The organism is Pseudoflavonifractor sp. MSJ-30, from assembly GCF_018918045.1.
GTDB lineage: Bacteria > Bacillota > Clostridia > Oscillospirales > Oscillospiraceae > Faecousia.
Genome location: NZ_JAHLPU010000012.1, coordinates 1 through 11,782, shown reverse-complemented (window position 1 = coordinate 11,782; position 11,782 = coordinate 1). Strand labels below are relative to the sequence as shown.

General features: G+C 54.2%; 13 protein-coding genes. 5 read left to right on the top strand and 8 right to left on the bottom strand.

Annotation, left to right across the window (positions count from 1 at the left end; translation table 11 throughout):
- The coding region (locus KQI10_RS01370) for a hypothetical protein (RefSeq protein ID WP_216565611.1) at positions 1-318 on the top strand (318 nt) is incomplete at its 5' end.
- Here KQI10_RS01370 and KQI10_RS01365 read toward each other — a convergent pair.
- Both KQI10_RS01365 and KQI10_RS01360 read right to left on the bottom strand, forming a co-directional pair.
- Entirely contained in the window at positions 297-545 is a 249-nt protein-coding gene (locus KQI10_RS01365) for a type II toxin-antitoxin system RelB/DinJ family antitoxin (RefSeq protein ID WP_216565610.1), read from the bottom strand. The two genes, KQI10_RS01370 and KQI10_RS01365, sit on opposite strands and share 22 nt — an antisense overlap.
- Positions 546-621: 76 nt before the next feature.
- Positions 622-867: a tyrosine-type recombinase/integrase gene (locus KQI10_RS01360; RefSeq protein WP_216565609.1), complete on the bottom strand. Its 246-nt coding sequence runs from the start codon at positions 865-867 to the stop codon at positions 622-624.
- A gap of 446 nt (positions 868-1,313) precedes the next feature.
- Here KQI10_RS01360 and KQI10_RS01355 point away from each other — a divergent pair, with 446 nt between their 5' ends.
- Positions 1,314-2,633: an IS4 family transposase gene (locus tag KQI10_RS01355; RefSeq protein ID WP_216565608.1), complete on the top strand. Its 1,320-nt coding sequence runs from the start codon at positions 1,314-1,316 to the stop codon at positions 2,631-2,633.
- Positions 2,634-2,877: 244 nt separating this feature from the next.
- On the opposite strand, the gene KQI10_RS01350 is transcribed toward KQI10_RS01355, so the two are convergent.
- The 5 genes from KQI10_RS01350 to KQI10_RS01330 all read right to left on the bottom strand — a co-directional run bounded on the left by KQI10_RS01350 (position 2,878) and on the right by KQI10_RS01330 (position 7,980).
- A complete protein-coding gene (locus tag KQI10_RS01350; RefSeq protein ID WP_216565607.1) occupies positions 2,878-3,480 on the bottom strand; it encodes a phosphatase PAP2 family protein in 603 nt (200 codons plus the stop codon).
- A 257-nt stretch (positions 3,481-3,737) separates the two neighbouring features.
- Positions 3,738-5,336, bottom strand: a complete 1,599-nt coding sequence (locus KQI10_RS01345) for a hypothetical protein (RefSeq protein ID WP_216565606.1) — start codon at positions 5,334-5,336, stop codon at positions 3,738-3,740.
- A gap of 12 nt (positions 5,337-5,348) precedes the next feature.
- Entirely contained in the window at positions 5,349-6,521 is a 1,173-nt protein-coding gene (locus KQI10_RS01340; RefSeq protein ID WP_216565605.1) for a phosphodiester glycosidase family protein, read from the bottom strand.
- 10 nt (positions 6,522-6,531) lie between these two features.
- Positions 6,532-7,635 carry a bifunctional glycosyltransferase family 2/GtrA family protein gene (locus tag KQI10_RS01335; protein WP_216565604.1) on the bottom strand — a complete coding sequence of 368 codons (1,104 nt, stop codon included), beginning with the start codon at positions 7,633-7,635 and terminating at the stop codon, positions 6,532-6,534.
- 45 nt (positions 7,636-7,680) lie between these two features.
- Positions 7,681-7,980 (bottom strand): hypothetical protein, encoded by a 300-nt coding sequence (locus KQI10_RS01330; protein WP_216565603.1) that lies wholly within the window; start codon positions 7,978-7,980, stop codon positions 7,681-7,683.
- 252 nt (positions 7,981-8,232) lie between these two features.
- Between KQI10_RS01330 and KQI10_RS01325 the strand changes: the two genes are divergently transcribed.
- Genes KQI10_RS01325 through KQI10_RS01315 form a run of 3 tightly spaced genes read left to right on the top strand, consistent with a single transcriptional unit; the run spans position 8,233 to position 10,101 of the window.
- A complete protein-coding gene (locus tag KQI10_RS01325) occupies positions 8,233-8,601 on the top strand; it encodes a GntR family transcriptional regulator (RefSeq protein ID WP_216565602.1) in 369 nt (122 codons plus the stop codon).
- A gap of 1 nt (position 8,602) precedes the next feature.
- A complete protein-coding gene (locus KQI10_RS01320; RefSeq protein ID WP_216565601.1) occupies positions 8,603-9,313 on the top strand; it encodes an ABC transporter ATP-binding protein in 711 nt (236 codons plus the stop codon).
- Entirely contained in the window at positions 9,298-10,101 is an 804-nt protein-coding gene (locus KQI10_RS01315; RefSeq protein WP_216565600.1) for a hypothetical protein, read from the top strand. Before KQI10_RS01320 ends, KQI10_RS01315 begins: the two co-directional genes overlap by 16 nt.
- 375 nt (positions 10,102-10,476) lie before the next feature.
- On the opposite strand, the gene KQI10_RS01310 is transcribed toward KQI10_RS01315, so the two are convergent.
- On the bottom strand, positions 10,477-11,547 hold the full coding sequence (locus KQI10_RS01310) for a PotD/PotF family extracellular solute-binding protein (protein ID WP_253285053.1): 1,071 nt from the start codon (positions 11,545-11,547) through the stop codon (positions 10,477-10,479).
- Between the last annotated feature and the right edge of the window lie 235 nt (positions 11,548-11,782).

Below are 11,782 nucleotides of genomic sequence, written 5' to 3'. Positions count from 1 at the left end.
CAGTTCAAAAACTGGTTGCAACCATATGACTTTGCTCCGCAAAGTCAGCCATCGAGTCCTGCCTCCGCAACCAAAATTATCCCGGATTTCTTACAGAAATTCGGGATTTTTCTAACTTTTATGACTATTTTGCCTCGACCTCAAATTCACTTTGGGGATAGTTTGGGGATAGCTCAAAATCATGGGGTGGGAAAATCCGAACTTTTTGAGAGAAAAGAGAAATCGGCCATCCATGCCGCCGCTGCGCTGAATGACCCGGCTGTGAATTTGAATCACGTCATCAGCTGTAATCCAAATCATTCCGCCATCCTCTTATAGTCCGGCGCAAATTCCGCGAGCAGCTGATCCGCATCCGCAAGCATTTTCTCCCGGGAAATTGCTGGCTCCTCCTGAATGGTAACGGCAAAGGGCATGCCCTTTGCTCTTACAAACGCATTTGCGAAAATATTGAATGCCGTAGAGGTCGTCATTCCAAGCTGACTGCAAATCGCCCCCATTTGTGCTTTGACCTCCGAATCCATCCGAAATGTCATATTGGTATCCATAGCATTCGCCTCCTTGCACAACTATCATAGTACATATTATATGCAAAGTCAATTCCTTTTTGCAGGAAGCATATGCTTATTTTCTCCCCGCAAACACTCCAGCCCGGACATCCGCAGCTGTTGTCACCAGATCAACGCCGTTGGCAATCATGGTCGAGGCTGCTGTGTGCCGGAATGCATGGGGGTGGATATGGGGCAGGCCATTGTCCCGGCTGAAGTTATTCAGCCATCTGGGAATGCTGTCAGGATGGAGCCATTCCCGGTTATCTTTGGTGAATACCATTCCGGTTTCTTTCCGGTCTGACCCCTTCTTGAGGCGCATCCGCATCTGCTCCAGCTTCCAAGGAAAACGGTATCCACATACTTGCACCAAATCTCCCTATGTGATAACATTTTAGGGGCATATGTTGAATATGGCCTAATGACAGTGTCTGGCTCAACCGTAATCAGATCGTGTTTCTCAGTTTGCATATTCTCTGGGAACATGATCCGGGAGCAGTGATCCCGCAAAGGCCATACAAACAAGAGACTCGCGGAGGCCGGATATTTTGAAATCCGGAACGACTGCGAGTCCAATGTCACTAAGTTAAGCCAAAATGCCCCGCTACACTCAAAATTGAGCTGTAGCGGGGTGTTTTTTCGTGCTTTTTTCAAAAAACACTTGACAAATATGCAATTTCGTGCGGCCATTTTGCTAAGTGCGCTTAGCAAAATGGCCCTTGTAGTTAGAAGTGTCTCTCGACGCAAAAACTACAAGGAGGATTACCTATGACCGCCGAATACATCAAGCAATCTTTACTGAATTCCATTCAATTTCTTACCGATTATAAGCGGGATTATTCAAGGCATCCTGAAACAGACTATACCAGAAACCGAAAAATTCCTTTCGACAAAACCATAGCTGCGGTTCTCTCATTTCGGGGAGGAACATTAACCAACGACCTGCTGGATTTTTTTGGATTAGATAAATCTATACCATCTTCCTCAGCCTTTATTCAGCAACGCGCAAAAATTGTTCCGGATGCTTTTGAAAAACTGTTTGAGCATTTTACGCACAGTGTTTGTAGCGAAAATCTTTATAAGGGGTATCGGCTGCTTGCTGTCGATGGTTCAGAATTGGAAATCGCTGCAAACCCGGACGATCCGGAGTCCTTTGTTTCCCGTAAAGATGAAAAAAAGTCCTATAACTTACTTCATATCAATGCAACGTATGATTTACTTCAATATCTATATCTGGATGCCATTCTTCAAAAACTCAGAAATACGGATGAATGCGGTGCATTGACGACGATGGTGGATCGCTCCGATATCCCGAAAGCTCTGGTACTTGCTGATAGAAATTACGAATCCTATAATAATCTTGCTCATATTCAGCAGAAAAACTGGGCATTCCTCTTCCGTATCAAGGATGGTAAAACTGGGATTGGTGCTGGCCTGGAACTCCCTGATTCTGACGAATTTGATGTGCCAATTCATCTCAAAATTACAAATCGAATAACAAATGATGTTAAAAAGTTGCTGCAAATCGATAATTGTTGCAAATATATTCCCAGGCAGAATCGTTTTGACTTTCTTCCCAAAGACTGCGATAGGTCTGATCCTGTCCAGTTTTACGAACTTAACTTTAGAATTGTCCGCTTCAAAATATCGGATGATTCATTCGAAACGATTATCACGAACCTGGAGCAGCAATCTTTCCCTGTTTCTGAACTCAAACAGCTTTATGCCATGCGCTGGGGAATTGAAACCTCTTTCCGTGATCTGAAATACACCCTCGGACTACTGCATTTGCACTCAAAAAAGGTGGACTTCGTTCATCAGGAAATATTTGCAAAGCTTACTATGTTCAACTTCTGCCAACTGATTACCCAATCCGTAGTCATCCAACAGAAAAAGAAGAAATACGCCTACAAGGTCAATTTCTCCGTTGCCACTCATATTTGCCTGCAATTCTTTCTTGGTAAAGTCTGTCCACCCAATGTCGAAGCCTTACTTATGAGATACATTTCGCCTATTCGACCAAGCCGAAAGTGTTCTCGTAAGATAATACGGAATCCTCCCGCCAGCTTCACTTATAGAGTAGCATAATTTATTCTTTTTGAATAGCTTTTTTTAGCGGATTTTTCGATCCGCTTTCTTGTCATGCCTTTTTTCAAGAAAACAGCACACAATCGCTGTTCCGTAGCGCTGTGTGCTGTTCTCGTTCCTATTTTAACTTTTTCGCTTGGTGCTAACTTAGTGACATTGGACTGCGAGTCTCTGTGTTTATGCGGTTGAGTTGCCGAATACCGGGCGGTGCGGAAGGTTCGGGGGATTCGGCCCGTCTGGCCGGTTACTCTTCGATGTACTTTCCCTTGTACACGAACTTCTTATAGATGGCGTTTACGATCAGGTTGCCCAGAATGCCGAAGAGGATGCCGAGAACCAGAGAAACCAGAACGTCGGTCGGGTAGTGGACGTACAGGTACAGCCGGGAGAAGGCAATCAGGATTGCCAAAATCGTGGCCGGGATGCCCAGACGCTTGTCGTGGAGCATCAGCACCGTGCAGGCCTCAAAGGAAGCGATAGTGTGGCCGGAGGGGAAGGAGTAATCGTTCAGACCCTTGACCAGAAGGGTTATCTCTCTTCCGTATTCCTGCAATTGGAAATTGTAGGGCCGGATGCGGGCTACCTGAGGCTTCAGGATGATGTTGCATACCAGAAGGCCCAGAATCAGGGCCATGCCCATGGAAAAGCCGGTTTTTCGGTATTTCGCGAAGAACAGCAGGGAAACGGCCACCAGAATCCAGAACACGCCGCCGTCTCCGAACAGCGTGACAATGGGCATGGCCTTGTCCAGAAATGTACATTGCAAATGTGCCTGAATCGAGTCCAGGATGGGCAGGTCAAAGGACACTGCCAGGGAATTGAGAAGCGCTTGCAGTGCTGTGAACATGGGCATTCTCCTTTTTATTCCTTGTTAAGCGGTTGAAATATGCTCGCTGCTGCGGGCGGGTGGGAGCTAAGCCTTCCCCTGGGAGGGGAAGGTGCCGAGCAAAGCGAGGCGGATGAGGTCGAGACTTTGAGTTATATACCGCCTCCGTTTTATTCCTCCAGCTTCAACCTCATCCGGCCTGCGGGCCACCTTCCCCTTCCAGGGGAAGGCTTGGGGATGCACGCCTTTGGTGCTCAGCGAACTTGACTCATATTGCCTTACTGCGCGTCCTCGTACAGAGCGTACAGGGTCATAGGCTCCAGAGTGGTGCCGGCGGGAATCTGGACCAGACCGGTTTCGTCCGGGGTGAAGACCACGGTCAGCTGCTTCTGGTTGTTGACGGTGTCCACCCGGACCCAGCCGGAGAAGGTCTTGCCCTCAGGGGCTGTGACCACGGGGGCCATCAGGCTGGCGGCATCGGTCTGATAGAACTGGCTGGAAAGGGTGATGCCGTCGTTCAGATCGCTGACGAAGGTGATGCGTACCTTGCCCACGGGCTTGGTCACGTCCTTGTTGGTCATACCGTAGCAGACCCAGTTTCCGTTCTTCTTCCGGAAGAACATGGATTCCTCAACATTATACTCAGAGAGACTGCCGTCCTTCAGCGTGACCTGCATGGTCAGACTGCCCTTGGCGGAGAACAGCTCGTCCGTGTACTGAACGTAGTCGGTAACGGACTCATTCATGAACTTGTGGCCCCGGTCCGTGTTCATCCACAACTCGCTTCCAATGCTGATGATGTCCTTGTAGGCATCGGAATTGGAGTCATAGTACTTGGCTACACCCTGTCGCGCGCCGCTGGCGTTGATCATAAAGCCGGAGTAGGCTTCCAGAGCACCCAGAACCGCGGCCTTTTCATCCTCGGAAATGGCGGTCGCCTCGGTCTGCTCGATGAACATGCCCTTCTCCTCGTCATAGACGACTTCCATATTGTTGCCGGACTGGTCCAGAACGGTTACGTTGGGCCGCATCATCAGGCCGGTAATGCTCTGAATGTCGATCTTTGCGCCTACGGTGCCCACGGGCAGGAAGTCCTCGGCGGAGGTAGAGGTGGTCTGAATGGTGAAGCTGTCATCCAGCTCCACGCCGTTGACATAAGCCCTGTGGCCGTCCACCTTCTGAATCAGGTAGCCGTCGGCCCGGTCGAAGATCAGTTCCACCTTGCCCAGCTCCCAGTCGGGGATGTCGGTCTTCCTGGCGGCGTGGTTTGTCAGGTAGAAGGCGCCGATGCGCTCGTCGCCCAGCTTTACATAATACTTCTTTCCCTGAGACAGACCGGCGGAGGTCTCCACATAGGTCAGCTGCTGGCCGTTCACCTTCTGGGCCATGTAGGCGGCAAAGGCGTCCTTGCCCTCGTAGGCGCTGTCCTGACAGCCGGCCTGCTCATACAGGCTGGCCCAGTCGGGATTGGCGAAGAGACGGTTGAAGACCTCTTCACTCTTGGCGGTGGGCTGGGCGGCTTCATAATCCACCAGCCAGTTGTTGAGCCAGTTCACGCCGAACACGCAGCCTACGCAGAAGAAGGCGATCAGCAGGAAATACAGCGTGTAGAAAATAACAGAGTCCAGATGGGGCCCCTTTTTCTGGGGCACGGGAGCGGGCACGGGCCGGGCCTGAGGCCGGGACTGCTGGCCCCCCTGGGGCCTTGCCTGCGCGCCCTGAGGTTTCGGCTGCTGGGGCCGGGCCTGGGGAATCTGCTGCCGGGCGGCGTTTGCCGCGCTCTGGTGGGGCTTGTAAGCCTGCCGGACCTCGGGCTCGGGCACATAGCCGGGCTGGGCGGCGGGACGATTCTTTGCCTCAAATTTTCCCTGATACATCTTCGCCCCTCCTTACTTGACCATCCAGAAGTCCGGCATTCTTCTGGGCTCTTTCTGCAGCACAGAATAGCTGTTGATCCGGTTGACGGTGCCGGTGGTGTCCCGGTAGTACATGATGGTGGAAGAGCCGCCGTCCATGTTGCAGGCGTTGACGGCGCCGTATTCCTGCATGATGTCGATGATGTCCTTATAGGTCGCGCCCATGGAGCCTGCCTGACGGCCGTCCGCGCAGACGAAAATCACCGCGCCGTCGGCCCGCTGGCCGATGGCGGTACGGGGGTTGTAGCCGGAGTTGCCGGAGTAGACGCCCTGGTTCACCTCGCCGTTGATAATCAGCACGGGGCCGAATTCGCAGCCGTCCCGGATGTTCTGCTCTGTGGCCTGGCTGGCGGTCATGGACTGGGCGACCACCAGAACGTCGCTGGTGTTGAAGCCCGCGAAGCCCTTTTCGGGGACCAGGTTTCCATACTGGTCAGAGACGATCTTGCCGCCGCAGATGGTCAGACCCGCAGGGACGGAGCCGACGGTGGCATTGGCGGTACCGTCGTCGTTGAAAGCGCCGGCATTGACAACAGCGGTGATCTCCGGATAGCTGTCCATAACCTGGTTCACACGGATGCCGGGATTGGAGGTGGAGAAGCCGGAGGCATTGGAGCCGTTGTAGTTGTAGGAGGCGCCCAGAGACACCCGGGAGGGGTCCTTGATGACCATGATGTGGGCGGTAAAGGTGTTGCCCTTGTACTCGTCGATGCGGATGCCATCGGGGTAGTTGTCCCATTCGTGGCTGTTCTCGCTGGAAATGGAGTCGCCCCGGTTGATGACGATCTGGCTCAGGTCCGTGGATTCGTCCATGAGCTGGTCCTTACCGGCGTTCTGGATGGCGTCCACCTCGCTCTGGTCCATGAACACACCCGGAATCCACTTGGTGGCGCTGGGCTCCAGCAGGGTCATGGTCAGCACCTTCTTTGCTTCGGCGGAGGGGCCGTTGAAGACGGTATAGGCGGCCAGAGACAGGGCGACTACCAGCAGAATCACGAGGGTGAACAGCAGCAGGAAGAACCGGCGGACGATTCTTCCGAAGACGCCGCCTTTTTTCTTCTTTTTCGGCGGCTGCACGGATACATTGGCCTGGGCCGGATAACCGTTTTGCCGGTTAGCCGGGCGGCGCGGCGTATTGTCTTGCATAATCGTTACCTCACTGTTTGTCTTGGGGAGATTGCTTTACAAAGACCCAGCGCTGCTGGATCGTATAGCTGATGAAATACAGGCACACCATAACGATGACGTACCACAATGTACGAAGGCCGCTGGCGGTTTCCGGAACACCCAGAAGCTGGCATACGCCATCGGTCAGCAGCAGCTGAGCGGCCATCTGGGGCAGGGCCAGCAGATAGTATTTCAGCATGGCCTTGCCGGTGTTTTCCTCGGACTGAAACACAACTTTCTTGTTCAGAAAGAAGTTCAGCAGGGAGGACACCACTCTGGCCCCTACTGTGGGTACCACACGGTGGACAATGGCGCCGGCGGAAACCAGAACCTTGTCCAGCACATAAAACAAACCCGAATCCACGCAGGCACTGACCAGAGAGGAGACGGTATAGCGGAAAAAGTGGGCCAGAATCAGCTTGTAAATCCGCCAGGAGTCTTTGATGACGTGGAAGTGGGAGCTTTTGTTCTCCTCAATATAGACCGTGCGAATCTTGACCTCCTCAAAGGGAATGCCCATGGTCTTCATGGCCAGCAGCATGTTGGTCTCGTATTCAAACCGGTCGCCGGCGACGGTCAGGAACCGCTCTACAGCGGAGCGGGGGATGGCCCGCAGGCCGGTCTGGGTGTCGGAAATGGTCATGCCGCAGAAGATCTTCATGACCGCCGAGGTGGTGTGGTTGCCGAAGCGGCTGCGCGGCGGCACGTCCGGCTGGTTGAAATCCCGGCAGCCCAGAATCACTTTGCCGGTTTCCAGCATCTGCCGGGCGCAGGCCAGAGTGTCCTCCGGGTGGTGCTGATTGTCGCCGTCCACGGTGATGACGCCCTTGCCGTTGGGCCGGGCCTCCAGGAAATAAGCAAAAGCCGTTTTCAGAGCGGCACCTTTGCCCCGGTTGACCTCATGGTGCAGCAGATGGACCTCCGGGTGGGCGTCCGCCGCGTGCTGAAACCGGGGCAGATTCTCCGGCTTGGAGCCGTCGTTGACCAGAATAATGTCGGTAAAACCGTATTCCAGAAGCCCATCGATCACAGCGTCCAGCTTTTCGTCTGGGTCCAGAGAGGGCAGGACTACAGAAACGTCAGATAATTGCATGATTTCGCCTCTTCTTCTTCGTAAGGATATAATAATCTCACGGTATTATAGCATATTCAGCGGGGTTTGCAAAGTGGTTTCCTGAAGTATTAATAAAAATTTACGTTTTTCTCCCTTTTTTGCTGCTCTTTCAGTTTGCCCGTCAAAAAAACAGCCATTCCCGGATTTTTCTGGCAGATGAGGGATGCTGTATAAATTAGAATTTGCGAAAAAGGCTTCCCCTCCGGGCGGTGCGTCGCGCAGCGGATCTAATTCTATATAGCTGCCGGTGGCAGCTATACCATAAAAAGTGATGCTGGCTCGGCAAAGCCGAGACTGAAGAGGGACGGTAGAGGCTGACTCCATTTGTGAGGCTTCGGCGAATTCGTATACGCTTCGATTGGAACTCCCAAATCGAGGTTATACGAATTCGCCGGAGACTGTACCGTATTCAGCCGTGTACTGTCCCTCTTTCGTCACGGCCTTTGGCCGTGCCACCTTCTCCGGAGGGGAAGGCTTTTACTTGCTTCCAATTTTTGAATTCCCTCTTGACAAACCTCTATGGCTGTGCTATTGTACTAATGCACTAATACAGCAGTACAAGGAGGCGCGTATCAGGTGAACTGGAAATTTGCGGGCGACCGGCCTGTGTATCAGCAGATCATGGAAAACATCCGGGGCGCGGTCCTGCGGGGGGAGCTGCCCCCGGGCGGACGGGTGCCGTCGGTGCGGGAGCTGGCCATGCAGGCCCAGGTAAATCCCAATACCATGCAGCGGGCGCTGACGGAGCTGGAGCGGGAGGGCCTGCTCGTAGGCGGCGGCACCAGCGGCAGGACGGTGACGAAGGAGGAAACGGTGTTGGAAGAAATGCGGCGGCAGGTCCTGGAGGCTTTGGCACGGGAGTGTGTGGAAAAATTCAGGGTATTCGGCATTTCCCCCGCCCAGGCGGCGGAGATCATACTTCAAATGAAGGAAGAGGAGACGTAACATGGAAAACGCGGTATTAAAGGCCACGGGCCTTACAAAAAGCTATGGCGGCACACGGGCCCTGGACGGTCTGGAGCTGGAGCTGCCCCAGGGAAAAATCGTGGGCCTTCTTGGCCCCAACGGCAGCGGCAAGACGACGTTCCTGAAGATCGCCGCGGGCCTGCTGACGCCCAGCGCCGGAGAGCTGACCATCTGCGGTCGGGAAATCGGGCCGGAGACGAAAGCTGTGGTATCCTATCTGCCGGATAAGACCTACCTAAACAGACAGCAGAGGATCACGGAGATTCTGGAGTTTTTCCAGGACTTTTACAGGGATTTCGACAGGGAGCGGGCGGAAAACATGCTGTCTGCCCTCCGTATCGATACATCCGCGAGACTGAAGACCCTTTCCAAGGGCAATCAGGAGAAGGTGCAGCTGGTGTTGGTCATGTCCCGGCGGGCAAAGCTGTATCTGCTGGATGAGCCCATCGGCGGCGTGGACCCGGCAGCCCGGGACTACATCCTGAACACCATTATCACCAACTACGACCCCAGCGCCACGGTGCTGATCTCCACCCACCTGATCGCGGATGTGGAGCGGGTGCTGGATGAATTTGTGTTCCTGTCTCATGGCCGGATCGTCCGTCAGGGCAGTACGGACGAGACCCGGGAGGAGACGGGCAAATCTTTGGATGAACTGTTCCGGGAGGTATTCAGATGTTTGGAAAACTGATGAAAGCGGAGTGGCGGGCCAGCCGCCGGGTCGTTGGAATCCTGTGCCTGGCGGTGCTGATTGCCGCTCTGGTGCTGGGGCTTGTTGGCTGCGGCCTGTTTATGGCGGAGACCCGCAGCTGGAACGTACATGGAACTGTGGAGATGATTGTGGCGCTTCTGTGTGTGGCGGCCATTATGGTTATCGCCGTGGCATGGGCGGCCAGCATTTTCTACGCCCTTTGGCGGTTTTACAGAAGCCGTTTTACTGAGGAGGGCTACCTGACCTTCACCCTGCCGGTAAACGGCCACCAGCTGATGCTGTCCTCCATTCTGGCCAGCATTCTGGAAATCCTGGCGGTGCTTCTGGCAACGGCTGTTGCCTGTGTGCTGGGACTGGGAATCAGCGCTCTGGGCATTCCCTGGAACGAGGCCCCGGCGGACTTCTGGCCCCGGCTCTGGGAGCAGCTGGGGGAGCTGTGGCAGGAATTTGTGCCCTACGGCGGCGCGGTGGCAGAGGCGGCGCTGGCGGCGTTCCTGACATCCCTGAGCCGGCTGATCATGCTGATGCTGGCCGTGACCATCGGCGGCATGGCCGCGAAGAAGCACCCCATTCTCATGGCAATTCTGGTCTATTACGGCATCAGCCTTGTGTGGACGATCATCGAGGTAACAGTTCTGGTCGGCAACGGCGCGCTGAACAGAACCCTCAGCGTCATGGGGACCATGGATATCCTGTCCGCCGTGACCATTGTCGGCGGATACTTTATCATGTACTTTCTGACCACCAGAAAGCTGAACCTGAACTGAGAAAACGCCGCGGGGAGCGATCCCCGCGGCGAATTGGCGTTTGCAGAACAAAAGCCTTCCCCTGGGGGAAGGTGGCCCGCTGTAGGCGGGTCGGATGAGGGTGGTGCTCCGCGCAGCGAATCAGAAATAATCGATTGCCGGTGGCAATCGCACCATAATTCGGGCGATACGCAGAACCGGTGCGGAGAAACATCTGCAATCTTGGTCCAGCCAATAGAAACATACCTGCTTAAGCTGATTCCGTATCGGTTTTGCATGCCGCCCCTCATCAGTCAGGGCTTTGCCCTGCCAGCTTCCCCCAGGGGAAGCCTTTGTTCTGCAACCCCCAGTTTATCAAAAAGGACCGCCCTCGGGCGGTCCTTTTTAGCGCGCAGATCAACCGTTGCGCACGGTCATGAACAGGCTTTCCATTTCCCGGGAGATTTCCTCGGGCAGGAAGTCGAAGGTGGTGGCGTTGCGCAGCTGTTCCTGGGTGGGGTAGGCAACCTCGTTGGCCACCAGTTCCGCGTCCAGGTACTGCTTGGCTTCGGTTTCGGGCACGGAGTAACCCAGGAAGTCCAGGTTCTGGGCGCAGATCTCCGGGTCAATCAGGAAGTTGATGAAGGTCTCGGCAGCTTCCTTCTCCTTGGCGCAGGTGGGGATGCAGATGCCGTCTACAAAGATGTTGTAGCCCTGGTCCTCGGGGCGGAAGAACCGGAGGTCTGGGTTCTCCTCCACCATGGTCAGGTAGTCGCCGGCGTAGTAGGGGGCGATCCAGGCCTCCTCATTCTCCATGGCGTCGAAAATCTGGTCCATGACGTACTGCTGGACAACGGGCTTCTGCTCGGCCAGCTTGTCGGCGCAGGCCTGGAGCTCGGCGGAATCGGTGGTGTTGACGCTGTAGCCCAGCAGATACTCGGCAATGCCGAAGGCGTCCCGGGAGTTGTCGAACATCAGAATCTTTCCGGCGTACTTCTCGTTCCACAGCAGTTCCCAGCCGGTGACGTCGGCCTCGTCCACATACTTGCTGTTGTAGATGATGCCGGTGGTGCCCCAGGTATAGGGCACGGAATACTTGTCCTCAGGGTCAAAGGCCATGCCCCGGTAGCTGGCGTCGATATACTGGGCGTTGGGGATGTTGTCGTAGTTCAGCTCCTGAAGCATACCCTCCTGACGCATCCGGCCGATCATATAGTCGGAGGGGATGACTACGTCCACGGTGATGCCGCCGTTTTTCAGCTTGGCATACATGGTCTCGTTGGAATCGAAGGTGGAATACTGGACCTTGATGTTGGGGTACTTCTTCTCGAACTCGGCGATCACATCGATGGAGCCCTCATCTCCCTCGGAGATATACTGGCCCCAGTTGTAGACGTAAATGGTGGTCTTTTCGCTGCTCTTCCCGCAGCCCGCGCACAGGCAGACCAGGGTGGCAAGTACAAGGAAGATGGAAATCACTTTTTTCATTTTTTTCTCTCCTTAGATGAAAGCATAATCATTAGAATAGGTTTGCGGGGAAAATGAATTGACAATTGACAATGAACAATTGACAATTATTGTGTCCCTTACGGGACAATTTGAAAAAATCTTTAATTCCGAAGGGAATTCCTTAATTGTCAACTGTTAATGCGAATCAAGAGTTGAACGTATACCCTGAAAGCGGAAATCCCAAGCCTTCCCCTGGGAGGGGAAGGTGGCCCGC

Coding starts and splice junctions, on each gene's coding strand:
- KQI10_RS01365 (WP_216565610.1), bottom strand. CDS start 545: ATGGATACCAATATGACATTTCGGATGGATTCGGAGGTCAAAGCACAA.
- KQI10_RS01360 (WP_216565609.1), bottom strand. CDS start 867: ATGCGCCTCAAGAAGGGGTCAGACCGGAAAGAAACCGGAATGGTATTC.
- KQI10_RS01355 (WP_216565608.1), top strand. CDS start 1,314: ATGACCGCCGAATACATCAAGCAATCTTTACTGAATTCCATTCAATTT.
- KQI10_RS01350 (WP_216565607.1), bottom strand. CDS start 3,480: ATGTTCACAGCACTGCAAGCGCTTCTCAATTCCCTGGCAGTGTCCTTT.
- KQI10_RS01345 (WP_216565606.1), bottom strand. CDS start 5,336: ATGTATCAGGGAAAATTTGAGGCAAAGAATCGTCCCGCCGCCCAGCCC.
- KQI10_RS01340 (WP_216565605.1), bottom strand. CDS start 6,521: ATGCAAGACAATACGCCGCGCCGCCCGGCTAACCGGCAAAACGGTTAT.
- KQI10_RS01335 (WP_216565604.1), bottom strand. CDS start 7,635: ATGCAATTATCTGACGTTTCTGTAGTCCTGCCCTCTCTGGACCCAGAC.
- KQI10_RS01330 (WP_216565603.1), bottom strand. CDS start 7,980: ATGGAGTCAGCCTCTACCGTCCCTCTTCAGTCTCGGCTTTGCCGAGCC.
- KQI10_RS01320 (WP_216565601.1), top strand. CDS start 8,603: ATGGAAAACGCGGTATTAAAGGCCACGGGCCTTACAAAAAGCTATGGC.
- KQI10_RS01315 (WP_216565600.1), top strand. CDS start 9,298: ATGTTTGGAAAACTGATGAAAGCGGAGTGGCGGGCCAGCCGCCGGGTC.
- KQI10_RS01310 (WP_253285053.1), bottom strand. CDS start 11,547: ATGAAAAAAGTGATTTCCATCTTCCTTGTACTTGCCACCCTGGTCTGC.